Source organism: Enterobacter cloacae complex sp. ECL414 (assembly GCF_021869685.1).
Taxonomy (GTDB): Bacteria; Pseudomonadota; Gammaproteobacteria; order Enterobacterales; family Enterobacteriaceae; genus Enterobacter; species Enterobacter kobei.
The window spans coordinates 4,432,258-4,458,211 of record NZ_CP091481.1 but is presented as its reverse complement, the minus strand read 5'-3'; the positions used below and the strand labels follow the sequence as shown (position 1 = coordinate 4,458,211).

At 56.7% G+C, this 25,954-nt stretch carries 22 protein-coding genes; 8 read left to right on the top strand and 14 right to left on the bottom strand.

Annotated features, from left to right (window positions below):
* Window positions 1-8: 8 nt before the first annotated feature.
* Complete coding sequence (gene malQ, locus L3068_RS21590; protein WP_047343548.1) at window positions 9-2,087, top strand: 4-alpha-glucanotransferase; 2,079 nt, start codon at window positions 9-11, stop codon at window positions 2,085-2,087.
* Between the two features lie 110 nt (window positions 2,088-2,197).
* Here malQ and gntT read toward each other — a convergent pair whose 3' ends face one another.
* The 3 genes from gntT to gntX all read right to left on the bottom strand — a co-directional run bounded on the left by gntT (window position 2,198) and on the right by gntX (window position 5,195).
* Complete coding sequence (gene gntT, locus L3068_RS21585) at window positions 2,198-3,514, bottom strand: gluconate transporter (RefSeq protein ID WP_014885546.1); 1,317 nt, start codon at window positions 3,512-3,514, stop codon at window positions 2,198-2,200.
* A gap of 360 nt (window positions 3,515-3,874) precedes the next feature.
* A complete protein-coding gene (nfuA, locus tag L3068_RS21580) occupies window positions 3,875-4,450 on the bottom strand; it encodes a Fe-S biogenesis protein NfuA (protein ID WP_003861601.1) in 576 nt (191 codons plus the stop codon).
* Window positions 4,451-4,511: 61 nt separating this feature from the next.
* Window positions 4,512-5,195, bottom strand: a complete 684-nt coding sequence (gene gntX / locus L3068_RS21575; protein WP_117581788.1) for a DNA utilization protein GntX — start codon at window positions 5,193-5,195, stop codon at window positions 4,512-4,514.
* Window positions 5,196-5,231: 36 nt separating this feature from the next.
* Here gntX and bioH point away from each other — a divergent pair, with 36 nt between their 5' ends.
* Both bioH and L3068_RS21565 read left to right on the top strand, forming a co-directional pair.
* A complete protein-coding gene (gene bioH / locus L3068_RS21570; protein WP_023331493.1) occupies window positions 5,232-6,005 on the top strand; it encodes a pimeloyl-ACP methyl ester esterase BioH in 774 nt (257 codons plus the stop codon).
* 111 nt (window positions 6,006-6,116) lie between these two features.
* Window positions 6,117-6,386 (top strand): YdgH/BhsA/McbA-like domain containing protein, encoded by a 270-nt coding sequence (locus L3068_RS21565; RefSeq protein WP_014885543.1) that lies wholly within the window; start codon window positions 6,117-6,119, stop codon window positions 6,384-6,386.
* A gap of 44 nt (window positions 6,387-6,430) precedes the next feature.
* Here L3068_RS21565 and feoC read toward each other — a convergent pair whose 3' ends face one another.
* From feoC to greB, 5 genes are all read right to left on the bottom strand, one after another.
* Complete coding sequence (gene feoC, locus L3068_RS21560; RefSeq protein WP_014885542.1) at window positions 6,431-6,667, bottom strand: [Fe-S]-dependent transcriptional repressor FeoC; 237 nt, start codon at window positions 6,665-6,667, stop codon at window positions 6,431-6,433.
* A gap of 10 nt (window positions 6,668-6,677) precedes the next feature.
* Window positions 6,678-8,996 (bottom strand): Fe(2+) transporter permease subunit FeoB, encoded by a 2,319-nt coding sequence (gene feoB / locus L3068_RS21555; protein WP_236904769.1) that lies wholly within the window; start codon window positions 8,994-8,996, stop codon window positions 6,678-6,680.
* A gap of 30 nt (window positions 8,997-9,026) precedes the next feature.
* On the bottom strand, window positions 9,027-9,254 hold the full coding sequence (gene feoA / locus L3068_RS21550; RefSeq protein ID WP_008503050.1) for a ferrous iron transporter A: 228 nt from the start codon (window positions 9,252-9,254) through the stop codon (window positions 9,027-9,029).
* Window positions 9,255-9,572: 318 nt separating this feature from the next.
* Window positions 9,573-11,903, bottom strand: a complete 2,331-nt coding sequence (locus L3068_RS21545; protein ID WP_117581785.1) for a Tex family protein — start codon at window positions 11,901-11,903, stop codon at window positions 9,573-9,575.
* 87 nt (window positions 11,904-11,990) lie between these two features.
* Window positions 11,991-12,464: a transcription elongation factor GreB gene (gene greB, locus L3068_RS21540; protein WP_117581783.1), complete on the bottom strand. Its 474-nt coding sequence runs from the start codon at window positions 12,462-12,464 to the stop codon at window positions 11,991-11,993.
* 228 nt (window positions 12,465-12,692) lie between these two features.
* Between greB and ompR the strand changes: the two genes are divergently transcribed.
* Window positions 12,693-13,412, top strand: a complete 720-nt coding sequence (gene ompR, locus L3068_RS21535; protein WP_001157751.1) for an osmolarity response regulator transcription factor OmpR — start codon at window positions 12,693-12,695, stop codon at window positions 13,410-13,412.
* Window positions 13,409-14,755: a two-component system sensor histidine kinase EnvZ gene (envZ, locus tag L3068_RS21530; protein ID WP_014885538.1), complete on the top strand. Its 1,347-nt coding sequence runs from the start codon at window positions 13,409-13,411 to the stop codon at window positions 14,753-14,755. The genes ompR and envZ overlap by 4 nt, the downstream gene beginning before the upstream one ends.
* 124 nt (window positions 14,756-14,879) lie before the next feature.
* On the opposite strand, the gene pckA is transcribed toward envZ, so the two are convergent.
* The 5 genes from pckA to L3068_RS21505 all read right to left on the bottom strand — a co-directional run bounded on the left by pckA (window position 14,880) and on the right by L3068_RS21505 (window position 21,047).
* A complete protein-coding gene (gene pckA, locus L3068_RS21525; RefSeq protein WP_023331490.1) occupies window positions 14,880-16,499 on the bottom strand; it encodes a phosphoenolpyruvate carboxykinase (ATP) in 1,620 nt (539 codons plus the stop codon).
* Between the two features lie 360 nt (window positions 16,500-16,859).
* Window positions 16,860-17,744, bottom strand: a complete 885-nt coding sequence (gene hslO, locus L3068_RS21520; protein WP_162269363.1) for an Hsp33 family molecular chaperone HslO — start codon at window positions 17,742-17,744, stop codon at window positions 16,860-16,862.
* 18 nt (window positions 17,745-17,762) lie between these two features.
* Window positions 17,763-18,164, bottom strand: a complete 402-nt coding sequence (gene hslR, locus L3068_RS21515; protein ID WP_014885535.1) for a ribosome-associated heat shock protein Hsp15 — start codon at window positions 18,162-18,164, stop codon at window positions 17,763-17,765.
* On the bottom strand, window positions 18,161-18,844 hold the full coding sequence (gene yrfG / locus L3068_RS21510) for a GMP/IMP nucleotidase (RefSeq protein WP_014885534.1): 684 nt from the start codon (window positions 18,842-18,844) through the stop codon (window positions 18,161-18,163). The genes hslR and yrfG overlap by 4 nt, the downstream gene beginning before the upstream one ends.
* Window positions 18,845-18,911: 67 nt before the next feature.
* On the bottom strand, window positions 18,912-21,047 hold the full coding sequence (locus L3068_RS21505) for an intracellular growth attenuator family protein (RefSeq protein WP_014885533.1): 2,136 nt from the start codon (window positions 21,045-21,047) through the stop codon (window positions 18,912-18,914).
* A 325-nt stretch (window positions 21,048-21,372) separates the two neighbouring features.
* Here L3068_RS21505 and nudE point away from each other — a divergent pair, with 325 nt between their 5' ends.
* Window positions 21,373-21,933, top strand: coding sequence for an ADP compounds hydrolase NudE (gene nudE / locus L3068_RS21500; protein ID WP_008503041.1), 561 nt, complete (start codon window positions 21,373-21,375; stop codon window positions 21,931-21,933).
* A gap of 80 nt (window positions 21,934-22,013) precedes the next feature.
* Here nudE and mrcA read toward each other — a convergent pair whose 3' ends face one another.
* A complete protein-coding gene (gene mrcA / locus L3068_RS21495) occupies window positions 22,014-24,566 on the bottom strand; it encodes a peptidoglycan glycosyltransferase/peptidoglycan DD-transpeptidase MrcA (RefSeq protein WP_014885532.1) in 2,553 nt (850 codons plus the stop codon).
* A gap of 120 nt (window positions 24,567-24,686) precedes the next feature.
* Between mrcA and L3068_RS21490 the strand changes: the two genes are divergently transcribed.
* Together L3068_RS21490 and L3068_RS21485 are read left to right on the top strand one after the other, a co-directional pair.
* Window positions 24,687-25,463 carry a type IV pilus biogenesis protein PilM gene (locus L3068_RS21490; RefSeq protein WP_117581781.1) on the top strand — a complete coding sequence of 259 codons (777 nt, stop codon included), beginning with the start codon at window positions 24,687-24,689 and terminating at the stop codon, window positions 25,461-25,463.
* On the top strand, window positions 25,460-25,954 hold the full coding sequence (locus L3068_RS21485) for a PilN domain-containing protein (RefSeq protein WP_045134911.1): 495 nt from the start codon (window positions 25,460-25,462) through the stop codon (window positions 25,952-25,954). The genes L3068_RS21490 and L3068_RS21485 overlap by 4 nt, the downstream gene beginning before the upstream one ends.

Genomic DNA, 25,954 nt, shown 5'->3' with positions numbered 1-25,954 from the left:
GAAGCGCGATGGAGAGTAAACGTCTGGACAGTGCCGCGCAGGCGGCGGGAATTAGCCTCAGTTACATCAATGCGCACGGCAAACCGCAGTCTATTGGTGCGGACACCAAAAGACGTTTGCTGAATGCCATGCACAAAGCCGACGCGAAAGCGTCGGCACTACCGGTGCCAAACGTAAAGGTCTTTACTGCGGGCAAAAAAATGTCGCTGACGGTGGAGGGGCGCGGCGAGTTTAGCTGGCTGCTCACCACCGAAGAGGGGCATCAGCATAAAGGCCACGCCACCGGCGGCAAAGCGTTTAACCTTCCGGCGAAACTGCCGGAGGGCTATCACAGCCTGACGCTCACCCAGGACGAGCAGCGTTTTCACTGCCGGGTGATCGTCGCGCCAAAACGCTGCTATGAGCCGCAGGCGCTGCTCGAAGGCAAAAAGCTGTGGGGCGCCTGCGTGCAGCTCTACACGCTGCGTTCCGACAGCAACTGGGGCATCGGCGATTTTGGCGATCTGAAGAATATGCTGGCCTCCGTGGGTGAGCGCGGCGGCGCGTTCATCGGCCTCAACCCGATCCACGCGCTCTATCCGGCGAACCCGGAAAGCGCCAGCCCGTACAGCCCGTCCTCCCGTCGCTGGCTGAACGTCATTTATATCGACGTTAACGCGTTGGATGATTTTAAAAACAGTAAAGACGCGCAGGCGTGGTGGAAGCTTGAGACCACGAAGCAGATGCTGAAACAGGCCCGCGAAGCGGACTGGGTCGATTATGCTACTGTGACCGCGCTAAAAATGGCGGCGCTGCGTCTGGCCTGGAAAGGCTTTGCTAAGCGCGATGACGATCAGATGGCGGCCTTCCGCCAGTTTGTGGCGCAGGAAGGCGAAAGTCTCTACTGGCAGGCGGCATTCGATGCGCTGCACGCGCATCAGGTGAAAGAGGACGAAATGCGCTGGGGCTGGCCGGTCTGGCCGGAAGCGTACCAGTCCGTGGACACCCCGGAAGTCAAAGCCTTCTGTAAAACGCATGCCGACGAGGTGGACTTCTATCTGTGGCTGCAGTGGCTGGCCTACAGCCAGTTTGCCGCCTGCTGGCAGGTAAGCCAGGGCTATAACATGCCGATCGGCCTGTATCGCGACCTCGCCGTCGGTGTGGCAGAAGGCGGCGCGGAAACCTGGTGTGACCGTGAGCTTTACTGCCTGAAAGCGTCCGTCGGTGCGCCGCCGGATATCCTTGGGCCGCTCGGTCAGAACTGGGGCTTGCCGCCGATGGATCCGCACGTGATGGCGGCGCGCGCCTACGAGCCGTTTATCGACCTGCTGCGTGCGAACATGCAAAACTGTGGCGCGCTGCGTATTGACCACGTCATGTCCGTACTGCGCCTGTGGTGGATCCCTTACGGTGAAACGGCCGATCACGGCGCGTACGTCCAGTATCCGGTAGACGATCTGCTGTCGATCCTGGCCCTGGAGAGTAAGCGTCACCAGTGTATGGTGATCGGGGAAGATCTCGGTACCGTGCCGGTGGAAATTGTTAGCAAGCTCCGCGACAGCGGCGTGTACTCCTATAAAGTGCTCTATTTTGAAAACGACCATGAGAAAACCTTCCGCGCGCCGAAAGCGTATCCAGAACAGTCAATGGCAGTCGCGACGACGCATGATCTTCCTACGCTCAGAGGCTACTGGGAAAGCGGCGATCTGACGCTCGGGAAAACGCTGGGTCTCTATCCTGATGAAGAGGTTCTGCGCGGGCTGTATCAGGATCGCGAGCTGGCGAAGCAGGGGCTGCTGGATGCGCTGCATAAGCATGGCTGCCTGCCGAAGCGCGCCGGTCACAAGGCGTCGCTGATGGCGATGACGCCAACGCTCAACCGCGGTTTGCAGCGCTATATTGCCGACAGCAACAGCGCTCTGCTTGGCCTTCAGCCGGAAGACTGGATTGATATGGCGGAGCCGGTGAACATCCCGGGCACCAGCTATCAGTACAAGAACTGGCGTCGCAAATTGTCCACAACGCTTGAGAAGATGTTTGCCGATGACGGGGTGAACAGGCTGATTAAGGATTTGGATAAGCGGCGAAAAGCGGCTGCTAAGAAGTGATAAAAAACCCGCCAGTGGCGGGTTTTTTATTGCCCGGTGGCGCTACGCTTACCGGGCCTACATGGAGCCAGTAGGTCGGGTAAGGCGAAGCCGCCACCCGACTTATGACATCAAACCACCATATTCAACAGCAGCACCCCAACCAGGCCACACACCGAAATAATGGTTTCCAGCGCGGACCAGGACTTGATGGTTTCACCGATGGTCAGGTTGAAGTACTCCTTAAACAGCCAGAAGCCCGGGTCGTTCACGTGAGAGAAAATCACGCTACCGGAACCGACCGCGATAACCATCAGCTCAGGACTGACGCCCGTGGTGGCAATCAGCGGCGCAACGATACCGCCTGCAGTAATCGCAGCAACGGTTGCAGAACCCAGCGCAATACGCAGAACCGCGGCAATAGACCAGGCCATCAGGAGCGGCGACACGTTGGTTTCATGCATCATCGCAGCGATATATTTGTCCACGCCGCTGTCAACCAGCACCTGCTTGAACGCACCGCCACCGCCGATGATCAGGAGCATCATGGCAATAATTTTGATGGAAGAGGTCAATGTGTCGTTGATCTGATCCATTGAACGACCCCGGTTCAGACCGAAGGTGAACATCGCGATCAGGACGGCAATCAGCGTAGCCATGACCGGATCGCCCAGGAACTCTGCCACGCCCAGGAACGCATGACCTTTCGGCAGGATCATCTCTGCCACGGCGCGCATCGCCATCAGGATCACCGGTACCAGTGAGGTCCAGACGCTGACGCCAAAGCCTGGCATCTCTTCTTCGGTGAAGGTTTTCGCGCTGTACAGACCTTCCGGAATTGGCTTATCGATACCTTTCAGGAAGCGGGCATATACCGGGCCTGCCAGAATCACGGTCGGGATTGCCAGAATCGTACCGAACAGCAGGGTTTTACCCATATCGGCGTGGAAGATGGTGGCGATTGCCGTTGGGCCCGGGTGAGGTGGCAGGAAGCCGTGGGTCACGGACAGCGCCGCAGCCATTGGCACACCCACAAACAGCAGCGGAATGTTAGCTGCCGCTGCGATGGTGAACACCAGTGGCAGCATCAGCACAAAGCCCACTTCATAGAACAGCGCGAAACCGACGGTAAAACCGGTCAACACCACCGCCCACTGAATGTTCTTCTTACCAAATTTGTCGATAAGCGTGGTGGCAATACGCTGCGCGCCGCCACAGTCTGCCAGCATTTTGCCGAGCATGGCACCGAAGCCCATGATCAGCGCCAGGCTGCCGAGCGTGCCGCCGACACCGGCTTTAATGGAGCTGATAACTTTAACCAGCGGCATACCCTGCATCAGACCGACTGCAAGTGCCACCAGAACCAGAGCGATAAATCCGTTCATTTTGAAACGGATCATCAAGAGCAGTAATAACACAACACCGATAGCAACGATGACTAATGGCATGATTTACCTGGCCTTTGAATTGTTATGGGTAACGTCATTGTTTCAACGACACATTCCGATTGTCCCAACTGGGAACAGAGAAGTAACGGCACTAATACTGATGCCTTGCAAACCATTAAGTTTAGTCGGCTGTTATGAGTGTGCTTAGTGCCCACGAGAATGATACGGGTAACATGGCGTGGTTGAGAATCACCCAGGCAGGCAAAATGTGAATTATGAGACGCAGGTCAACATATAGAGGAGGCGCGGCGGGAAAACAAAAGCCGGGTGGCGGCTTCGCCTGACCCGGCCTGCGATTCGAATGCAGTAACTGTTTTGTAGGCCCGGTAAGCGCAGCGCCACCGGGCAAAGGCAGACGGCTTAGTAGTAAGAATGCTCGCCGCGCTGGTGCTCGGTCAGGTCACGTACGCCTTTCAGTTCCGGGAACTCGTTCAGCAGCTGCTTCTCGATCCCTTCTTTCAGCGTCACATCGACCATAGAACAACCGTTACAGCCGCCACCAAACTGCAGGATCGCCAGGCCGTCTTCCGTGATTTCCATCAGGGAAACGCGACCACCATGACCCGCCAGCTGGGGGTTGATCTGGGATTGCAGCAGATATTCAACGCGCTCCATCAGCGGGGCATCGTCTGAGACTTTACGCATTTTGGCGTTCGGCGCTTTCAGGGTCAGCTGAGAGCCCAGTTGGTCGGTGACGAAGTCGATCTCCGCATCTTCAAGATACGGCGCGCTCAGCTCATCAACATAAGCGGTGAGCTGTTCAAACTTAAGGGCAGTGTCAGTTGCTTCCACAGCGTCTGGTGGACAATAAGAGACACCGCATTCTGCATTCGGCGTGCCTGGGTTGATCACAAACACGCGGATCTGCGTCCCTTCTTCCTGATTTGCCAGCAGTTTGGCAAAGTGCGCTTGTGCAGAATCGGAAATACGGATCATAGCTTTGGCCTAATAGTTGACTAAATTACCTGGGTATAATCATACGCCCATTGAAGAAGGGCTACAAGGTACGGCACAGACACCATACCTGAACCGACGCGGCGCCGCTTCGCAAAAGCAGTCGGGAAAGTTCAGCAACGGTACTGCCTGTGGTGACGACATCATCCACAATCGCGATATGGAGGCCGTTAACCGCCAATTCAAGGCGAAAGGCATTTTTGAGGTTTATTTTGCGCAGCCGGGCGTTGAGCTGATGCTGAACGGCGGTGGCATGTACGCGGGTGAGTGCGCTGGCAGTGTATCGACAGCCGAGCCAGCGGGCGAGCGGACGGCAGAGCAGGTCGCTCTGATTGTAACCACGCCGCCAGTGGCGATGGCGATACAGGGGAACATTGACCACCATATCAATTTTCGGCAGGGCGCGGGTTCGCCGTGCCTGTAAAACCGCCAGCAATAACAGGCGGGCAAGGGGCGGTGCCAGCGAACTCTGGCCGGAAAACTTCAGGGCGTGAATCAGCCTGCTCAGCGGCCGAACGTAATCATCCACAGCCACCAGTGCGCTCCACGGCGGGGGTTTTTTCAGGCAGCGGCCACAGGGTAAATAGCGGTTCGCGGCGGGTAAACCACATTGTGGGCAGGTGGTGATACGCCTTTCCAGCGAACGCGTGCAGACGGAACAGACGCCCCAGGCGCTAAGGGCAAGCGGCATTTTGCATAGCCAGCATAAGCCGGGCACTGTTAGCATATTCAACCTCCATGTGAAAAAAGAGAACAGTAACTGATGAAGACGCTGTGGTGGCAGACCGTTGGGACAGGAAATTGCCATCTTGTGCTGCTGCACGGATGGGGCCTGAATGCAGAAGTATGGCATTGCATAAACGAGGAACTTGCCTCGCAATTTACGTTACATCTGGTTGATCTACCGGGGTATGGCCGTAGCCATGGTTATGGTGCGATGACGCTCGAAGAGATGGCGCAGGAGGTGCTGAACGCGGCGCCACAACATGCCATCTGGCTGGGCTGGAGTCTGGGCGGGCTGGTGGCAAGCCAGATTGCGCTTTCCTGGCCCGAGCGCGTAAACGCGCTGGTGACGGTGGCCTCATCGCCCTGCTTTAGCGCGCAGGAGACGTGGCCCGGCATAAAGCCTGACGTACTGGCGGGTTTCCAGCAGCAGCTGAGTGACGATTTCCAGCGGACCGTAGAGCGGTTCCTCGCGCTACAGACGATGGGCACCGAAACCGCGCGACAGGATGCCAGAGCGCTGAAGCAGGTGGTGCTCTCTTTGCCGATGCCGGACGTTGAGGTGCTCAACGGCGGCCTTGAAATTCTGAAAACGGTCGATCTGCGTGAGCCGCTGGCCGCGCTGACGATGCCGCATCTGCGTATCTATGGTTATCTTGACGGGCTGGTGCCGCGCAAAGTGGTGCCCTTGCTGGACTCCCTCTGGCCGGACAGCGAATCGCAGGTCATTGCCAAAGCCGCGCATGCCCCGTTTATCTCTCATCCGACGGAATTTTGTTCAGCGCTCATTGCGTTAAGTCAACGTTTAGACTGATTATTTTCTATCCAGCCTGGAAAAAGTTACACACCGCAACCATACTCCAGATGTCGTTGCGGTTGTTATGCCTACGATGATCAAAACAACAATCCTATGGAGAGTCAGGCTATGAAACTTGTTACAGGTATTGTCACTTCTCTGGTTATTGGGTCACTGTCATTTGGCGTCTTTGCGGCAAAAGAGCTGGAAAAAGATAAAGTTGCCGGCATGAATCTGACGAAAATCGGTGAGATTTCTACGTCTGACACCACCGCGCCGATGGATGCGAGAAAAGAGCTGTCGAAGAAAGCGGATGAGATGGGCGGGACGTACTACGTCGTCACCAGTGCAGAAAAACAGACCAAAAACGTACGCGCCACCGCGGACGTCTATAAGTAATATGATAAAGCCGGGCAGCGATGCCCGGCTTTATGAGTGCAGTATTAGCGCAGTGCCCACCACTCCCGCAGGCAAGCCTTTCCTTCCGGACAACTTTTACAACTGCCAGAGAGGCAACCCTCTGCCTCCTCCTGGATCCGCACGGCTTTACCCATGGCTTCAAGGCGTTCCAGCATGGCATCGATCATCGGCTGGGGCGTATGCAGGCTGAGGCTCAGCTGTTTCGCCTCCATCCGGCCCTGCAGAGCCAGCATGTCACGCACCTGAATCAATGACGCCATGGTGTGCTCCTTAGTGACAGTCGCCCGCCGGGCTGTTGCAGCAGGTCGCGGCGGTTTTACGATTTGCCAGCAGGTCAATATCGACGCGGCTGCGTGCCCGGCGCAGCAGGCCAAGAACAATCACGTTAAACAGGACAACCGCGAGGATACAAACCAGGCTGTAGCGTGGGTGCTGACTGAAATTAACGGTCTGATAAAACAGCGTCGCCAGCGAGTAAGCGATATTTAGCCCCCACAGAATGGAGAAGCCCATCCAGCCGCGACTGGATTCACGCGCAATCGCTCCCATGACGGAGATGCACGGAATATAGAGCAGAACAAAGATGAGATAGCTGTAGGCCGCAGATGCGCTACCAAATTTCTCGCCCATCACGCCCATGGCACCCGTCGCCATTTCACCGTCGCCTTTGCTTGCCTCAATCGGGTTCGCCAGCACGCTCAGGCTGAAGGTATCTTTCAGGCTCTGCCAGGTCTCCTCGACGGCACCCAGCAGTTCATCACCAAGGTGAAACGCTGCCGGATTAAATTCCTGTTCCTGGATGTTCTCCGCGGTGTAGAGCGTGTTCAGGGTGCCGACAACCACCTCTTTCGCCATCGCACCGGTGAACAGGCCCACGGTCGCCTGCCAGTTATCCTCATGCACGCCAATCGGTTTGAAGACCGGCGTGATGATGCGGCTGACGGAGGCGAGGGCAGAATCGTTGATGTTATCTGCTGCCTGACCGCTGAGGGTGAAGCTGTTCAGCGCGCTCAGGAAAATGCTGACGATGACAATCACCTTACCGGCGCGCAGCACAAACCCTTTCAGGCGTTGCCAGGTCTGGATCACCAGGCTTTTCAGGTGTGGAACGTGATAGACCGGCAGCTCCATGACAAACGGTGAGGCTTCACCGCGCATAATCGTGTGCTTGAGCATTAAACCGGTCAGGATCGCCATCACGATGCCCAGAACATACAGCGAGAAGACAGCCAGCGCGCCCTGCTGACCAAAGAAGGCGGCCGCAAAGACGGCGAAGATGGCCAGACGCGCACCGCAGGACATAAACGGCGCCATCATAATGGTCATCAGGCGTTCACGCGGAGCATCCAGGGTACGGGCACCCATGACCGACGGCACGTTACAGCCGAAGCCGACAATCAGCGGTACGAAGGATTTGCCGGGCAGACCCAGGGCCTGCATCAGGCGGTCCATGACGAACGCGGCGCGCGCCATATAACCTGAATCTTCCAGGAACGAGAGGAACAGATACATCATGCCGATCTGCGGTACCAGCGGCAGAACGGTGTTAATGCCCCCGCCGAGCCCCTGAGCGAGGAAAATGGTCAGCCACTCCGGGAAGTGCAGGGTGTAACCCACCCACTGAATCCCGTGTACAAAGATCGCGACGGAACCGGCGTCAAAAATCGGCTGGAGTGCGCCGCCGATGTTGATGGCGAGCAGGAACATCACGTACATCACCAGCAGGAAGATCGGCAAACCGAGGAAGCGGTTGAGTACAATCTTATCCACCGCCGCCGTAAAGCGGCTGGGTTCCGCCGTCAGGGCATTACTGACCACGTCGCAAATCGAGGCGATGGCCTGGTATCGTGCATCGGCGATGTGCAGCGCCGGGTCGTCCAGCTCGTCGCTGAGACGGGCCACCGTCGCGTCCAGTTTATCTGCCGCATGTCCGGCACAGGCGCGGCTATAGATATCGCCTTCCAGCATCTGCAGGCCGAGCCACTGGCGCTGTTTTGCAGGCATGCTTTTGTCCATCTCCTGCGCCAGCAGATCGGCTTCGCGCAGCAGCGGGCGGGCGTAATGCACCAGCTCAACGTCGTGATTTCCCGTGTGACGGTCAATCGCCAGCTTCAGGGCATCAATCCCGCGAGCGCGCGTTGAGACCAGCGGCACTACCGGGCAACCCAGGCGCGAGGAGAGGGCATCGACGTCGATGCGCAGCTTTTGTTTCTCTGCAATGTCGAGCATGTTGAGCGCCACGATGCAGGGAATACCCAGCTCCAGCAGTTGCAGCGTCAGGTAGAGGTTGCGCTCGAGATTGGAGGCGTCGACCACGTTGATCAGCAGATCCGCGTCGCCGCTCAGAATGTAGTGGCAGGCAATTTGCTCATCGAGCGAGGTCTGCGACGAAATGGTGGTCAAGGAATAGGTGCCGGGAAGGTCAACCAGAGTGACCTGATGATCCGTTGTCGTGAACTGGCCTTCTTTACGTTCAACGGTTACGCCTGCCCAGTTACCGACGCGCTGGCGCGCGCCCGTGAGCTGGTTAAATAGCGTGGTCTTGCCGGAATTAGGATTGCCAATTAAGCCAATAGTTAATTTTTTCATTTTTTTAGACTCACTGAAACCGCTGGCTCGTTATCGGGATAAGGCTTCGACTTCTATTAATGCGAGGTCTTTTTTACGCAGGACCAGATTCACGCGTCGGGTTTCAATGTGAACCGGATCGCCTAACGGCGCCACGCGCACCACCTGGAATGACGAGCCGGGCAGCATGCCCAGCGAGAGTAGCTTTTGCCGATAGGCCGGGCTTATTTCGCGGGTAAAACCGGTAATCTTCCACGCACTGTCTGGAGTGAATTGCATAACGCCTGCTTCCACGAAAGGTTAAATTATCTACTATGGGATGATAATGAGAATAGTTTTTATCAGCAATAATAAAACTGTGACGGAATGTTGTTTGGTGTATTAATTTACGGCCTGTTTGACCTTGCTCAATATTTGCTGAAATGCGGAGATAAAGAGAAGAGGGTTATTTGTTAACGAAGTGATAATTAGTGGTTTAAATATGGATGCACTCTATTTGTTTTAATTCTTTGCGGCCTGCTTGCCGGGCGGCACTGCGTTTGCCCGGCCTACAAAACCGTAGGCCCGGTAAGCGTAGCGCCACCGGGCGTTTATCACTTAGCGCTTCTTGCCCATCGCGGCCGCCAGCGCATCCATCATCGCACTATTGCCCGCTGGCTGAGCATCACGCCCGCGCGGTTTTGCCGCTTTCGCGGCCGGGCGCTGAGAGTCACGAGCGCCGCCGTTTCCGCCACGGCGCGCGTTGGTGTCGCCTGGCTGCTCGTCCAGACGCATGGTCAGGGCGATACGTTTGCGCTGCAGGTCCACTTCCAGCACTTTCACCTTCACGATGTCGCCCGCTTTGACCACGGTGTGCGGGTCTTCAACGAACTTGTCGGCGAGAGAAGAGATGTGAACCAGGCCATCCTGATGCACGCCGATATCCACAAACGCGCCGAAGTTGGTGACGTTAGTTACCGCACCTTCCAGCACCATGCCGGGCAGCAGATCGTTCATGGTCTCGATGCCGTCAGCAAAGGTCGCCGTTTTGAACTCAGGACGCGGATCGCGGCCCGGTTTTTCCAGCTCTTTGATGATATCGGTGACGGTTGGCACACCAAATTTGTCGTCGGTGAAATCCACCGCTTTGAGGTTGCGCAGGGCACTGTTATCGCCCATCAGGTCCTTCAGCGCCTGCTGGGTGGCGGCCAGAATACGTTCCACCACCGGGTAGGCTTCCGGGTGAACGGTGGAGGCATCCAGCGGGTTATCGCCGTGGTTGATGCGCAGGAAGCCCGCGCATTGCTCAAACGCTTTCGGCCCCAGACGGCTCACCTTCAGCAGCTGCTGACGGTTCTGGAACTGGCCGTTCTCATCACGCCAGGCGACGATGTTCTGCGCCATCATGCGGGTTAAGCCCGCCACGCGGGTCAGCAGCGGCACGGAGGCGGTATTCAGGTCAACACCGACGGCGTTTACGCAGTCTTCTACGACCGCATCCAGCTTGCGTGCCAGCTGAGTCTGGCTCACATCGTGCTGGTACTGGCCCACGCCGATGGATTTCGGATCAATTTTCACCAGCTCCGCCAGCGGATCCTGCAAACGACGGGCGATAGAGACCGCGCCGCGCAATGAAACGTCCAGGTCCGGGAATTCCTGCGCCGCCAGCTCGGAGGCGGAATAGACTGATGCGCCCGCTTCGCTGACGATCACCTTCTGCGCCGTGACTTTCGGGAACTGCTTCTGCACGTCGAGGAAGAAACGTTCAGTCTCGCGGGACGCCGTACCGTTACCGATGGCGACCAGCTCGACGTTGTATTTTTCACACAGAGCGGCAACCACGACAGCCGCTTTCGCTGCCTGTCCGGTGTGCGGATAGATGGTGTCAGTGGCGACCAGCTTGCCGGTGCCGTCAACCACCGCCACTTTCACGCCGGTACGCAGGCCCGGATCGAGACCCATGGTCGCGCGCAGGCCAGCAGGCGCCGCCATCAGCAGGTCATGCAGGTTCCGGGCGAAAACGTTGATCGCTTCATCTTCGGCGCGCTCGCGCACGGTGCCCATCAGCTCGGTTTCGAGGTGCATCAGCACCTTGATGCGCCAGGTCCAGCTCACCACGCCTTTGCGCCAGCTGTCTGCCGGAGCGTTGTTCAGGCGCAGGCCGAGATGGTCAATGATGATCTGCTCGCAGTGGCTCTCTTTCGGCGGCTCGTCAAACTGCGGATCAGCGTTCAGAGAGAGCTGCAGCACACCTTCGTTGCGGCCGCGGAACATTGCCAGCGCACGGTGTGAAGGGGTGGTAGAAATCGGTTCGTGGTGATCAAAGTAGTCGCGGAATTTCGCGCCTTCGTCCTCTTTCCCCGCCACGACGGTAGAGACGATGTGCGCATTCTTCCACAGGTAATCACGCACTTTAGCCAGCAGGGCTGCGTCTTCGGCAAAGCGTTCCATCAGAATGTAACGCGCACCGTCGAGGGCGGCCTTGGTGTCCGCGACGCCTTTGTCGGCATCGATGAATTTCACCGCCTCAGTTTCCGGATGGTGGGACGGCTCATTCCACAGCAGGTCGGCCAGCGGCTCAAGGCCTGCTTCAATCGCGATCTGCCCGCGCGTGCGGCGCTTCGGTTTGTAAGGCAGATAGAGATCTTCGAGTTCGGTTTTGCTCAGGGTGCCGTTAATGGCGCTTTCCAGTTCGCTGGTCAGCTTGCCCTGTTCGCCAATGGATTTGAGGATCGCCTGACGACGGTCTTCCAGCTCACGCAGGTATCCCAGACGGGTTTCCAGGTTACGGAGCTGCGTGTCATCCAGACCGCCGGTGACTTCCTTACGATAACGTGCAATAAACGGCACGGTGTTCCCTTCATCAAGCAGGCGAACGGCAGCTTCTACCTGTTCGGCTCTGGCCTGAAGTTCACCCGCAATAATGCGGCAGAGCGAATCTTTCATCATGGCTTTATCATCTGTTGAGTCGAAAAATCAGGGGATAGTTATACGGGCTGACACGGCAAAATGCCAGCCGGGGAGGGCGCTCTCGGACTATTTTACGTAGACGATCTCATTGACGTACCAGCTGGCTTCACCGGCGGGAGTCTGAACGACGGCCAAATCACCCACTTCCTTTTTCAGCAGCGCGCGGGCCATCGGGGAGTCGATGGAGATGTAATCCTTACGACCAAAAATTTCATCGTAGCCGACAATGCGAAAACGCAGGGTGTCACCGTCGTCGTTTTCAATCTCCACCCACGCGCCGAAGAACACTTTGCCCTCCTGCTGCGGGGAGTAATCGACAATTTTCAGGTTCTCAAGGCACCTGGTCAGGTAGCGTACCCGACGGTCAATCTCACGCAGTCGCTTTTTGTTGTACTGGTAGTCAGCATTTTCGCTGCGATCGCCCAGGCTTGCCGCCCAGGTCACCTTTTTGGTTACTTCAGGGCGCTCTTCTCGCCACAGGTAATCCATCTCTTTTTTGAGTTTTTCGTACCCTTCGCGGGTGATCAGGGGCGTTTTCATGGTAAAGCCTTTGCTGCCTGTTTTCTGTCTGGCGCACAATACGTACCACACAGTGTAACAGACAGGATTAATAATGATTTATGTGATGAAATGAGCAGATAAGCTGCTGTTAAATATGCTTTGTAACAATTTCGACTAGAATTTATACCAGATTTCGCTGGTCGAATACGTGCACTTTTTTAGAATACGCTGTCACAAAGACTATCCGAACCTTTGGGAGTACACACAATGCAAGAGAACTACAAAATTCTGGTCGTGGATGACGACATGCGCCTGCGTGCGCTGCTGGAGCGTTATCTGACCGAGCAGGGCTTCCAGGTTCGTAGCGTCGCGAACGCTGAGCAGATGGATCGTCTGCTAACCCGTGAATCTTTCCATCTGATGGTTCTCGACCTGATGCTGCCGGGCGAGGACGGGCTCTCTATCTGCCGTCGTCTGCGTAGCCAGAGTAACCCGATGCCGATCATCATGGTGACCGCGAAGGGTGAAGAAGTTGACCGTATCGTGGGCCTCGAAATCGGCGCGGATGACTACATTCCAAAACCGTTTAACCCGCGTGAACTGCTGGCGCGTATTCGTGCCGTGCTGCGTCGTCAGGCGAACGAGCTGCCTGGCGCACCGTCGCAGGAAGAAGCGGTGATTGCCTTCGGCAAGTTCAAGCTGAACCTCGGTACGCGTGAGATGTTCCGTGAAGACGAGCCAATGCCGCTCACCAGCGGTGAGTTTGCGGTGCTGAAAGCGCTGGTCAGCCACCCGCGTGAGCCGCTTTCCCGTGACAAGCTGATGAACCTGGCGCGTGGTCGCGAATACTCGGCAATGGAACGCTCCATCGACGTGCAGATCTCCCGTCTGCGCCGCATGGTGGAAGAAGATCCGGCGCATCCTCGTTATATTCAGACCGTATGGGGTCTGGGCTACGTGTTCGTTCCGGACGGCTCTAAAGCATGAGGCGAATGCGCTTCTCGCCGCGAAGCTCATTTGCCCGCACCCTGTTACTGATCGTCACCTTGCTGTTTGTCAGCCTGGTGACGACCTACCTGGTGGTTTTGAACTTTGCGATTTTGCCGAGCCTCCAGCAGTTTAATAAGGTCCTGGCGTACGAAGTCCGTATGCTGATGACCGATAAACTGCAACTGGAGGACGGCACGCAACTGGTCGTTCCCCCGGCGTTTCGCCGTGAAATCTACCGTGAACTGGGCATTTCGCTCTACTCGAATGAGGCGGCAGAAGACGCGGGTTTGCGCTGGGCGCAGCACTACGAATTTCTTAGCCAGCAGATGGCGCAGCAGCTGGGTGGCCCAACGGAAGTCCGCGTTGAGGTTAACAAAAGCTCGCCTGTCGTCTGGCTGAAAACCTGGCTGTCACCCAACATCTGGGTGCGCGTTCCGCTGACGGAAATCCATCAGGGCGATTTCTCGCCGCTGTTCCGCTATACGCTCGCCATTATGCTGCTGGCGATAGGCGGGGCCTGGCTGTTTATCCGTATACAGAACCGACCGCTGGTCGACCTGGAGCACGCTGCGCTGCAGGTCGGTAAAGGCATTATTCCTCCCCCGCTGCGCGAGTATGGCGCCTCGGAAGTGCGTTCTGTTACGCGGGCCTTTAACCACATGGCCGCAGGCGTGAAGCAGCTGGCGGATGACCGTACGCTGCTGATGGCGGGCGTCAGTCATGACCTGCGCACGCCGTTGACGCGTATCCGTCTGGCAACGGAGATGATGGGCGAAGAAGATGGTTATCTCGCCGAGTCCATCAACAAGGACATCGAAGAGTGTAACGCCATCATCGAGCAGTTCATCGACTATCTCCGTACCGGGCAGGAGATGCCGATGGAGATGGCGGATCTGAACGCGGTGCTGGGTGAAGTGGTGGCCGCGGAAAGTGGTTATGAACGTGAAATTGATACTGCCCTTCAGGCCGGTGAAATTCAGGTCCGTATGCACCCGCTCTCCATTAAGCGTGCGGTGGCGAACATGGTGGTCAACGCGGCGCGCTACGGCAACGGCTGGATTAAAGTCAGCAGCGGGTCTGAACTCAACCGCGCCTGGTTCCAGGTGGAAGATGACGGTCCGGGTATTAAGCCCGAGCAGCGTAAGCATCTGTTCCAGCCGTTTGTGCGTGGCGACAGTGCGCGCAGCACCAGTGGTACGGGCTTAGGCCTGGCGATTGTGCAGCGTATTATCGATAACCATAACGGATTGCTGGAGATCGGTACCAGCGAGCGGGGTGGGCTGAGCATTCGCGCCTGGTTACCGGTGCCGGTGACGCGCGGACAGGTGAAAGAGAGTTAAAAAAAGGTGGCAAAAGCCACCTTTTTTGTAGGTCGGGTAAGGCGAAGCCGCCACCCGACAACATGCGACCTCTGCGGCCTGATGCCCCCACCCTGGCCCTCTCCCACAGGGAGAGGGAGAAGGGCTACAGCTTCGGTCCCGCACTCACCAGCGCTTCGCCCGCTGGAGTATCGGTATATTTCTCGAAGTTCTCAATAAACAGCTTCGCCAGCGATTCTGCCTTCTCGCGCCACTGTTCCGGCGAACCGTACGTATTGCGCGGGTCGAGGATATGCGTATCCACACCCGGCAGCGACGTTGGAATGGCCAGGTCAAACATCGGCAGCGTGAAGGTTTCGGCGTTATCGAGAGAACCATCCAGAATGGCGTCGATAATGGCGCGAGTATCCTTGATAGAGATACGTTTGCCAGTCCCGTTCCAGCCGGTGTTCACCAGGTAGGCCTGCGCGCCAGACGCCTGCATGCGTTTCACCAGCACTTCAGCGTACTGCGTCGGGTGCAGCGACAGGAATGCTGCGCCGAAGCAGGCGGAGAAGGTTGGGGTTGGCTCCGTCACGCCGCGCTCGGTACCCGCCAGTTTGGCCGTAAAGCCAGAGAGGAAGTGGTACTGCGTCTGGCTGGCGGTCAGGCGAGATACCGGAGGCAGCACGCCAAAGGCATCCGCCGTCAGGAAAATCACCTTCGTAGCATGACCCGCTTTTGACACCGGCTTCACGATGTTGTCGATGTGGTAGATCGGGTATGACACGCGCGTGTTTTCGGTTTTCGAGGCGTCGTCAAAGTCGATAGAGCCGTCGGCACGTACGGTGACGTTTTCCAGCAGCGCATCGCGACGGATTGCGTGGAAGATATCCGGCTCAGCCTCTTCTGACAGGCGAATGGTCTTCGCGTAGCAGCCGCCTTCAAAGTTAAACACGCCGTCATCGTCCCAGCCGTGTTCGTCATCGCCAATCAGACGACGTTTCGGGTCGGTGGAGAGGGTGGTTTTCCCTGTGCCGGACAGGCCGAAGAACACCGCCACATCGCCTTTCTCGCCGACGTTCGCCGAGCAGTGCATGGACGCGATGCCGCGCAGTGGCAGCAGGTAGTTCATGACCGAGAACATCCCTTTCTTCATCTCGCCGCCGTACCAGGTACCGCCGATCAGCTGGATACGCTCGGTCAGGTTGAAGGCGACAAAGTTTTCGGAGTTCAGGCCCTGCTCTTTCCACTGCGGGTTAGTGCATTTCGCACCGTTCATTACGATGAAGTCAGGCGTGAAGTCCTGCAGCTCTTCGTCGGTTGGACGAATAAACATGTTCTTCACGAAATGCGCCTGCCAGGCTACTTCGGTAATGAAACGTACGGAGAGACGGGTGTCGGCATTAGCGCCGCAGAAAGCGTCTACGATAAACAGACGCTTGCCAGAAAGTTGATGGGTGACGAGCCCTTTCAGATGCTGCCAGGTTTCCGGGGAGAGCGGTTTGTTGTCGTTCTTCCCTTTGCCTTTGTCAGCCCACCACAGCGTATCGCGGGTGGTTTCGTCTCGGACGATATACTTATCTTTCGGCGAACGACCGGTAAAAATACCGGTATCGACGGCGATAGCACCAAGATTCGTCAACACACCGCGCTCGTATCCTTCCAGTGCTGGATTGAGCTCTTCCTGATACAGCGTATCGTAGTCGGGGTTGTAGACGACTTCCTGGACGTCGTGAATACCATAAGCCTTGAGATCTTGCGGGGTTAAACCAGTAACACGCATATCACTGCTCCTTAGCCAATATGTACTGCCTGAAATTGTAGGGTTTTTCTGGGGTTGTTAACCGCGACGGGGCTCATAGATTTACGCATCTGGACAAAACCCTTACTAACGGAAAACGCTGCGACTCCAGTCACAGTGCAGGCGGATTATCGAAGGAATCGCTTTTTGGTTGGGGAAAATGTTCCGAAAAGGTTAAAGGCTGGTGATTTTATCGGAGAGAATGTGAATGTAATCGCATACACGTAAGAAAATTACGTAAGAGTTACATACGGAAAACGATTCAGCTTAAGCGAGGTTTTTTGCCCTCACCCTAACCCTCTCCCACTGGGAGAGGGAACTGGATGGGGAGAGGGAAGGGTATTAGTGAACCTGCGGATCCGCCGGGGAGGCGTTGTTGCGGATCTCAGCGATATCCATTGAATTGAACACATAGTGCGTACCGCAGTAGTCACAGTGCATATCAATTTCGCCGTCTTCCGCCATGATGCTGTCGATCTCTTCATCTGGCAGGGTTTTCAGCGCACCCGCGCAGCGTTCGCGAGAACAGGAGCATTTGAACTCCACCGCCTGCGGGTCGTAAACGGTCACTTCTTCTTCGTGGTACAGACGCCACAGCACGTCAGTCGCCGACAGGTTAAACAGCTCTTCTGCTTTGACGGTTTCGGTCAGCGTCGCCAGGTGCTCGAAGTCATTGGTCTGTGCGTCCTGGGCTGGCAGAACTTGCAGCAGCATACCGCCCGCAGCAGGCTGACCATCCACTTCACCGGTGCGGATGAACAGACGCGTCGGCAGCTGTTCAGAACGCATGAAGTAATCTTCCAGGCAGGCTGCCAGGGTATCCCCTTCGAGGCCGACCACGCCCTGATAGCGTTCACCTTCCTCAGGGGAGATGGTGATCACCAGGTAGCCATTCCCCACCAGCGTTTTGAGGTCTGCATTTTCTGGCACATCGCCCTGAACGCGTGCGACGCCGCGCATCTGCTGCTGGTTATTGCCGTTGATCACTGCCAGCGTCATTGGGCCGTCACCCTGCAACTGCACGGTAATATCACCGGCAAATTTCAGCGTCGCGGTCAGCAGGCTGGTGGCAACCAGCAGTTCGCCCAACAGGGTCTTCACCGGCAGCGGGTAATTGTGGTTTTCCAGAATCTGTTTCCAGGTTTCGGATACGGTGACCAGTTCGCCGCGCACGGCGAATTGTTCAAACAGATAGCGGTGTAATTGGTCGTGTTGGGCCATTTTCATCTCTCGTGCGGGTGAGGGTTACTCTGTCTCACCGTGTTTAAATTTCATCAGATCGCGGCGCTCTTTTTTATCCGGCCGCCGGTCCGGGTGGGGCATGGTTAGCGCATTCATTTTGCGCGCCAGCGCGGTCTTCTCGCGTTTCTCAACGCTTTCCGCCGTCTCTTCATAAAGCAGTGCGGCTTCCGATGCGGGCCGACGTTGTTCGGTAATGGCTTTAATCACCACCGTTTTTTCATCGTTGCCCTGGCGTAGCGTTAAGGTGGCGTTCAGCTCAACCAGCTTGCTCGGCTTGCTGCGCTGGCCGTTGTAATGCACTTTACCGCCGTCAACCATCTCGCGGGCAAGGGCGCGCGTTTTATAAAAACGGGCCGCCCACAGCCATTTATCCAGTCTTACCCCGTCAGAGGGTTTTTCTTTCATGGCGTCTCCTTCACGGTCAGTGAGGGGATCATCTGGCGGTAGTCGTTCAGTCCAGGATGTCGCAGATAGCGTTTTTCAGCCAGGCCAGAGTCAGGATTGGTGACGCCCAGACAATAGCGAATGCCAAACGTTGCCGCGGAATCCAGAATGGGCTCGCTGTCGTCAATGAACAGCGTGCGTTCCGGCTGCAAGCCGGTCTCTTCCTTCACCGCATGCCACAACCGCTGATCCTCTTTCGGATAACCAAATGTGTGGGTAGAAAGCAATAAATCAAGGTGCGATGCCAGCCCCGTGTGCTCCAGCTTCACGGCCAGATTATGTGGATGCGCGTTGGTCAGCAAAATACGGCGCTTGCCGCTGGCTTTCAGCGCGTCCAGGAACGGAACCGTATCTTCGCGCAGTACCGCGCGCGGGCCCTGGGCGGTGGTCATGGCACAAATATCCAAACCGAGGCGCTCGCTCCAGTAGTCAAGACAGTACCAGTTTAGCGTATGTTGCACCGCGCTATATTGCGAACGAATGAATGCCTGTGCTTCTGCCGGGGAGATACCCTGCTGTTCGCCGTAGGTTTCCGGTACCAGCTTTTGCCAGAAATAGTTATCAAAGGCGAGATCGAGCAGTGTGCCGTCCATATCCAGCAGAACGGTGTCGACCTGCTGCCAGTCGATATCAAGATGCATAAGGGGGAACTCCAGCCAGAAGAAACGTGCGCGACAGGGTAGCACATCTTGTCGCGCAACGAGGTTATCAGATCAGGCTCTCGGAGGAGGGGATCAGCTTGGGATTAAGGCAATTTTCATAATATTGCTGGATCTCAGCAAGACGGGTGCGCGAGCGTTGATAGCGGCGCAGCGCCATAATACCGTTCCAGACAATGGCGATAAGCATGGCGATCATCAGCAGAGAGGTGCCAATGTATCGCCACAATCCTGCGCTATCCGGCATCCTGTGCAGGCCGATATGACGGGTGCCGTTGGCATCGGTATAAATACTGGTGACAATCCCTTCGGCGCTGAAGGGGGTTTGCATCAGCATCTGCGCCAGACGCTGGAACTGACCCCACTGCTCCTGTGCCGGATAGTCATAAAGCGCCACCTGCGGGTAAGGCTGATCGACCAGGTCGCTGCCCTCATCGCTGACAATCACAAAGCCGCCCGGTGCCGGGCTGTTGAGCGCCTGCGCCGCACGGGTGGTTTCGCGCATCATAAACGGCGATGTCGACGTGGCGACCAGGTTATCCAGCGATTCGGCGCTTACCGGGCGCAGCAGGACATTGACGCCGTCCAGTCGTCCCGCTTCGGCGCGTTTGACCAGTGAGTCCCAGTCTTTGCTGTTCCCCAGGTTAACCAGCGCGTTTTTGAGGCGTATGCACTCATCCTGCGAGGAACATAAATCCTGGGTTTTGAGAACGATATCGCCAAAGTCATCCAGCAGAACCATGCCTGACTTCTGTATGGCAGAACGCAGCGCAGGGCTGACGCGTGAATCGTCATCCGCTTTCGGGTGCAGCTGGCGGTTAACCGTCTGGGTCAGCGCCGTGGCTTTATTCACAACTTCGGATTCCGGTAATGGCAGCGGCGGCGCATCGTTCCAGATAATTTGCGAGCAGTCGAACGGCATGAAAGGCGAGCTCTGCCGCGTGTTCCATCCGCCCGGGCTGTGGATATTACACATCCCGGTTCCCTTCAGGCGCAGCGTATCGCCCACCCGTACCCCTGCTTCATCCAGCTGGTTGACGCTGGTCGCTTCGATGGTCTGCGCGCCTTTAATCCACGACAGGGTGAATTTGATGGGCATATCCAGCGGCACGAAAAGCAGCAGCATGATAAACACCAGCGCGGCGCCGCCAGCAATGACCGTGCTACGGAGCCAGTGCTGAAGCGGGAAATTTTTCACTTCATCATGCAGAGACAGGAAGCGTCCCTGACGCACAACGTGGCGGTCAAGGTAGATATCAATATCGGTTTTCTGCCCTAAATCCTGCGCGATCCACGGTTGCCAGTGGCGCGGATAGATAAGGTCGATAATACCGAGCGAAATATTGTTGAGATGCTCCTGATCGTTTTCACCGAACAGACCCCAGCGCTTTGGTGTGCCGCGCAGGCAGTGGATCTCCCGCAACGAGGTTTTGGCCGGCGGTGCAAAAAGCCCCCACAGTCCGGCAGCCAGAAGCAGCACAGCGCCCCCCGCCAGCCACGGAACAAAGACGTCCGGCGTCAGCAGGCAGACAAAAAAGAGCAGGAAAGCGGCAACGATCAGAATGGCTTCACGGATGCCGTCCGGACGGCTCAGGGCGTATTCTTCATGCGTTTCCTGACGAATGTTCAGCAGTTCGATCTGCTCGGTCTCTTCGCCACGAATGGAGGCCTGTGTTGAACTCGCGCGTTCCAGCGCAAAACGCGGAGCTTCGTGAAGATATTCACTCAGGGTATGACCGTTAAGCGAGATAACCAGCGGCAGCGAATCGGTATGAATCAGCTCAACGCTGTTTTCGTCGTTAATGTACTGTTCCCAGGAGGGGGGCAGATGTACCTCGACGGAATCAAGATAGTAGCGCCACTTGTTGGGGTCGTCCGTTGTGATACCGTAGCGAGTAATGGAACGCGTCACGCAGAGCACGGTGTCGCTCTGTGCGTTAAGTTTCAGTGCGACAGGCGCAGCTGTGGCTCCCGTCGGCCCAGGCGATAACTGGGTACGGTTCAGCGTTTCGAGATAGTTTTCAACTGCATCGCGCTCATCTTGCGCGAGTTTACGGGTGGTCGCACCCGCGAAGGCATTTAAAAAAGGCAGCCGGTAACGGCGCTGTGCGCGTCGCCAGTACAGCCACCCTGCAATCAATGCGCTGGCCAGCATAGCAGCGAGAACAATCAAAATGGTGCTCATGCTTTCCCCATCTTACTAATCTTCTTACAGGTGTAATCAGTAGCACCTTTACATTGAATGAGAGTCTGTGGCTGGCTATCGGCAAGTATGGAGTCGAACTTGAGCATTCTGAAGCGCATCCCAGTGACCGGTGATGATAGCAAAGCCTCTTATGGCGCGATATCAGCAAATTCCTGGAAACATTTCAACCTCTTGACATTTGTTTTGAATTGAGGATTGATCCCAGCTACGTTGCATAAATGTAAATAAAGAGCGATTGACATTGCCGAAACCGTGCGGCATATCGCACAATAAAGTCAGTTCACACTGTTAAGACCCCATCAAGATGAGCAAACCACTACAAAAACCCACCATTCTGAATGTTGAAACTGTCGCCAAATCGCGCCTGTTTAATGTTGAAAGTGTGGACCTGGAGTTCAGCAACGGTGTGCGTCGTGTTTATGAACGTATGCGCCCCTCTTCGCGCGAAGCGGTGATGATTGTCCCTATCGTCGACGATCATCTGATTTTGATCCGCGAATACGCCGTGGGAACAGAATCTTACGAACTTGGGTTCTCCAAAGGACTGATCGACCCGGGTGAAACGGTCTTTGAAGCGGCAAACCGTGAGCTGAAAGAAGAGGTGGGTTTTGGCGCGAATGAGCTGTCGTTCCTGAAAAAACTGAGCATGGCGCCGTCCTATTTTTCCAGCAAAATGAATATTGTGGTGGCTGAAGATCTCTACCCTGAATCGCTGGAGGGAGATGAGCCGGAACCGCTGCCGCAGGTGCGCTGGCCGCTGGCGCATCTGATGGATCTGCTGGAAGACCCAGACTTTAACGAGGCCCGCAACGTGAGCGCGTTGTTCCTGGTTCGGGAATGGTTGAAGGGGCAGGGGCGGTTGTAGGTCATAAAAAAAGCCGGGTGGCGGCTACGCCTTACCCGGCCTGGGATTCTTTGCCCGGTTTTTACCGGGCATTTTTATGCTTAGAACAGCTCGTGCGTTTCGCCGTTATCAATAATCTCTGTACCCACCTCATGCACCGCCTGCGTGGTTGGCTGCGTGCCTTCGATGAAATACTCGGCACGGCTATTACCGCCATTAGCGAGCTGTCCGGTGCTACGGTCGATATTGACCGTGACCACACCCGGCGGTGGCGTTAATGGCTGCTCTGGTACGCCTTCAAGAACGGATTTCATGTACGCATCCCACGCCGGTTGTGCGCTTTTCGCGCCGCCTTCGTAGCCGGAAATCTGATCTTTAATCGCGCCGGATGCCGTGGTACGACCTAAGTCACGGCGATGATCGTCGAAACCGATCCACACCGAGGTCACTACGCCCGGACCGTAGCCGGAGAACCATGCATCTTTCGAGCTGTTGGTGGTACCCGTTTTACCGCCGATATCATGGCGCTGTAAATCGCGTCCCGCACGCCAGCCGGTACCTTGCCAGCCTGGTTCACCGAAGATGTTGGTGTTCAGCGCGCTCTTGATCAGGAATGACAGCGGCGTGTTGATCACATGCGGGGCATACTCCTGCGCGCCGGTCTGTGCAACCAGCGACTGGTTAGCCTGCTCCAGCTGTGGCTGCGGTACAACGATATTCGGCTGCTCCTGAGACACGGCAGGGTCTTCCATGTCCTTGTTTTCAAGCACCTCGGATTTCGGTGTATTGCCGTAAATGACCGGGATATCACACTCAGGGCAGGCAATTTTCGGTTTTGCCTCAAACAGCACGCCGCCCTGATCGTTCTCGATTTTACTGATGAAGAACGGGTCAACCAGGAAGCCACCGTTGGCCATCACCGAGTATCCACGTGCGACCTGAAGCGGGGTAAAGGAAGCGGAGCCTAACGCCAGCGACTCGGTGCGAACGATGTTCTGCGCCGGGAAGCCGAAACGCTGCAGATACTCTGCCGCATAGTCAACGCCCATTGCGCGCATGGCACGTACCATCACCACGTTTTTCGACTGTCCCAGACCCTGACGAAGACGAATAGGGCCGGCATATTCCGCAGGCGAGTTTTTCGGCTGCCAGTCGGAACCGGCACCAGCGTCCCAGCGGGAGATAGGCACGTCGTTAAGGATGCTGGCAAGGGTTAAGCCCTTATCCATCGCCGCGGTGTAGAGGAACGGCTTGATGTTGGAGCCAACCTGACGCAGTGCCTGAGTCGCGCGGTTGAACTTGCTCTGGTTGAAATCGAACCCGCCAACCAGCGCCATGACCGCACCATTCTGTGGGTTGATCGAGACCAGGGCCGAGTTGACGTCAGGGACCTGCGCCAGCCACCAGGCATCGCCCACCTTACGCACCCAGATTTGCTGTCCGGTCTGTACCACATCGGTGACTTTACGCGGGGTTGGCCCTTGCAGAGTGTCCGAACGGTAAGGTCGTGCCCAACGCATCCCGTCCATACGCAGGGAGACGGAAGTGCCATCCGCCAGGGTCGCAACGGCTTCCTGAGGATTGGCCTGCGTCACGACAGCAGGGAGGAGCGGGCCATAGGTTGGCAGCGCCCTCAGCGTGCTGGTGATTTTTTTGCTGTCCCACGCGCTTTCACCCACTTTCCAGAGCACGTTTGACGGGCCGCGATAGCCGTGACGCATGTCGTAGTCCATCACGTTGTTGCGCACCGCCTCCTGAGCCGCCTGCTGCACTTTGCGAGTGACGGTGGTGTACACGCGATAGCCATCTTCATAGGCCTTGTCGCCATAACGGCTCACCATCTCCTGGCGCACCATTTCGGTCAGGTAAGGCGCAGAGAAGGCGATCTCAGGGGCGTGGTAGTTGGCGTCGATGACATCATTGCGTGCCTGGTCGTACTCGCTCTGGCTGATATAGCCTTCGCTCAGCATACGTGACAGGACGACGTTACGACGCGAGGTGGCGCGATCGAGCGAATAGAGCGGGTTAAACGTAGAAGGCGCTTTAGGCAGACCGGCGATGGTGGCCATTTCGCTTAAGGTGAGTTGATCCACCGGTTTACCGAAATACACCTGTGCCGCAGCCCCCACGCCATAAGCACGGTAGCCTAGGTAGATTTTATTGAGGTACAGCTCAAGGATTTCGTCCTTGCTCAGCAACTGCTCAATACGGATCGCCAGGAACACCTCTTTGATCTTACGTATCAGCGTTTTTTCAGGGCTGAGGAAGAAGTTACGCGCCAGCTGCTGCGTAATGGTACTTGCCCCCTGGGAGGCATGACCAGAGAACAACGCAATGCTCGCGGCGCGGAAAATCCCCACCGGATCGACACCGTGGTGCTCGTAAAAACGGCTGTCCTCGGTGGCGATAAAGGCTTTCACCATCACGGGCGGAATTTGGTTTAAGGTCAGCGGGATACGACGCTTCTCGCCATACTGCGCCATCAATTCGCCATCGGCGCTATAGACTTGCATCGGGATCTGGAGCCGCACATCGCGAAGCGTGGCGACATCAGGTAGCTGTGGCTCAATATATTTGTACAAACCGTAAATCGAGCCTGCTCCCAGCAGAATGCAACAGACTGCAAGGATGAATAAATACTTTACGAACTTCACCGGAGATTTCCCATTTGGTTTCACTTGGGCAGTTTCTAAACAATCGCGCGGTAGTATAAAGGCAAGCCTGATTCATTGATATAGCCGTCACGGCGACGGGCGATAAGGAGATCGTGAAGCATGGCTTTCAAAACATGGCAAACGGGCGTTCATATTCAACAGGATAGGGTGCAGATTGCGGCGCTGGCCCAGGAGAGAGGCGGCTGGTGTTTACGCCGCTGGTGGGCATTCACTCTTGCTGAAGGCACGATTCGTGACGGCAAAATTTGCCAGCCGGAACAGCTGGTTAATGCGTTGCGCGACTGGCGAAAGACGCTGCCGCATTATCACCGGGTCTATCTCTCATTCCCAGCCGCGCGCACTCTGCAAAGGTCGCTTCCCCGCCCGGCGGTTGCGCTGCGCGACAGCGAACAGCTCTCATGGCTGGGCGCGTCGCTCTCGCGCGAACTGGAGATGTCCGCAGATACCCTCTGTTTCGATTACACCCAGGATACGTTCAGCAATACGTATCACGTCACTGCCGCACAAAACAAGGAGGTTGAAACGCTGCTGGCGCTGGCGAAAACACTACATTTGCGGCTGGCGACCATCACCCCGGATGCCAGCGCGCTGGCGAACCTGCTCCCTGCGGTAGCACCGACGCCGTGCGTCGCCTGGCGGGATCAGCATCAATGGCTGTGGGCCATGCGCCACCAGTGGGGACGTCGATACACCACTGAAGCAGAAAACGTCACTGAGCTGGCGGCGCTGCTGGCCCTCAACCCGAACGACATCGCGCTATTTGATACCCAACGGACGCCATGGGAAACCCTGCAACGCTGCCATGCTCCTCTCCCCGAATGCGGCGCTGACTTTACCGTCGCGCTGGCACTGGCTATGAGTGAGGAGCCTGAATGAACGTCACCAATTTCCTGCCCTGGCGTCAGCAGCGTCGCGCGCGATGCCTGCGTTTCTGGGGCGGCATGTTTATCAGCACGTCGCTGCTGATCCTCATGATCGTTTTCAGTCTGCGAATGAACCATCAGGTAACGCTGCGCGCGCTGCAAAGTCAGCTTGTGGGAACCCAGTCCGTGCAGCGTGGCCTTATGTCTCGCCAGAAACTGACCACCGTGACGCAGAAGCCTGCGGGCACGCTGCAACGACACGCATGGCAGCCGGTGCTGGAATCACTTTCCCGCGCCATGCCCCCACAGGTCTGGCTGACAGAGCTGCGTTATCAGCCTCCCGCGCTGATGATGATCGGGTATGCCTCCACCCTTCCGGCTCTCTCTGCGCTGCGCAACGGGGTGGGACAACTCGCCGGCTTTATGCCCGGGCCTGAAGGGGAGCTTCGGCAGGATAGCCAGGGGCGCTGGATGTTCACGCTGTACCTGAAAAGCGAGGGGTAG

Excerpts from the sequence above, each read along its gene's own strand:
- malQ (WP_047343548.1), top strand. The coding sequence starts at position 9 with ATGGAGAGTAAACGTCTGGACAGTGCCGCGCAGGCGGCGGGAATTAGC.
- gntT (WP_014885546.1), bottom strand. The coding sequence starts at position 3,514 with ATGCCATTAGTCATCGTTGCTATCGGTGTTGTGTTATTACTGCTCTTG.
- nfuA (WP_003861601.1), bottom strand. The coding sequence starts at position 4,450 with ATGATCCGTATTTCCGATTCTGCACAAGCGCACTTTGCCAAACTGCTG.
- gntX (WP_117581788.1), bottom strand. The coding sequence starts at position 5,195 with ATGCTAACAGTGCCCGGCTTATGCTGGCTATGCAAAATGCCGCTTGCC.
- bioH (WP_023331493.1), top strand. The coding sequence starts at position 5,232 with ATGAAGACGCTGTGGTGGCAGACCGTTGGGACAGGAAATTGCCATCTT.
- L3068_RS21565 (WP_014885543.1), top strand. The coding sequence starts at position 6,117 with ATGAAACTTGTTACAGGTATTGTCACTTCTCTGGTTATTGGGTCACTG.
- feoC (WP_014885542.1), bottom strand. The coding sequence starts at position 6,667 with ATGGCGTCATTGATTCAGGTGCGTGACATGCTGGCTCTGCAGGGCCGG.
- feoB (WP_236904769.1), bottom strand. The coding sequence starts at position 8,996 with ATGAAAAAATTAACTATTGGCTTAATTGGCAATCCTAATTCCGGCAAG.
- feoA (WP_008503050.1), bottom strand. The coding sequence starts at position 9,254 with ATGCAATTCACTCCAGACAGTGCGTGGAAGATTACCGGTTTTACCCGC.
- L3068_RS21545 (WP_117581785.1), bottom strand. The coding sequence starts at position 11,903 with ATGATGAAAGATTCGCTCTGCCGCATTATTGCGGGTGAACTTCAGGCC.
- greB (WP_117581783.1), bottom strand. The coding sequence starts at position 12,464 with ATGAAAACGCCCCTGATCACCCGCGAAGGGTACGAAAAACTCAAAAAA.
- ompR (WP_001157751.1), top strand. The coding sequence starts at position 12,693 with ATGCAAGAGAACTACAAAATTCTGGTCGTGGATGACGACATGCGCCTG.
- envZ (WP_014885538.1), top strand. The coding sequence starts at position 13,409 with ATGAGGCGAATGCGCTTCTCGCCGCGAAGCTCATTTGCCCGCACCCTG.
- pckA (WP_023331490.1), bottom strand. The coding sequence starts at position 16,499 with ATGCGTGTTACTGGTTTAACCCCGCAAGATCTCAAGGCTTATGGTATT.
- hslO (WP_162269363.1), bottom strand. The coding sequence starts at position 17,744 with ATGAAAATGGCCCAACACGACCAATTACACCGCTATCTGTTTGAACAA.
- hslR (WP_014885535.1), bottom strand. The coding sequence starts at position 18,164 with ATGAAAGAAAAACCCTCTGACGGGGTAAGACTGGATAAATGGCTGTGG.
- yrfG (WP_014885534.1), bottom strand. The coding sequence starts at position 18,844 with ATGCATCTTGATATCGACTGGCAGCAGGTCGACACCGTTCTGCTGGAT.
- L3068_RS21505 (WP_014885533.1), bottom strand. The coding sequence starts at position 21,047 with ATGAGCACCATTTTGATTGTTCTCGCTGCTATGCTGGCCAGCGCATTG.
- nudE (WP_008503041.1), top strand. The coding sequence starts at position 21,373 with ATGAGCAAACCACTACAAAAACCCACCATTCTGAATGTTGAAACTGTC.
- L3068_RS21490 (WP_117581781.1), top strand. The coding sequence starts at position 24,687 with ATGGCTTTCAAAACATGGCAAACGGGCGTTCATATTCAACAGGATAGG.
- L3068_RS21485 (WP_045134911.1), top strand. The coding sequence starts at position 25,460 with ATGAACGTCACCAATTTCCTGCCCTGGCGTCAGCAGCGTCGCGCGCGA.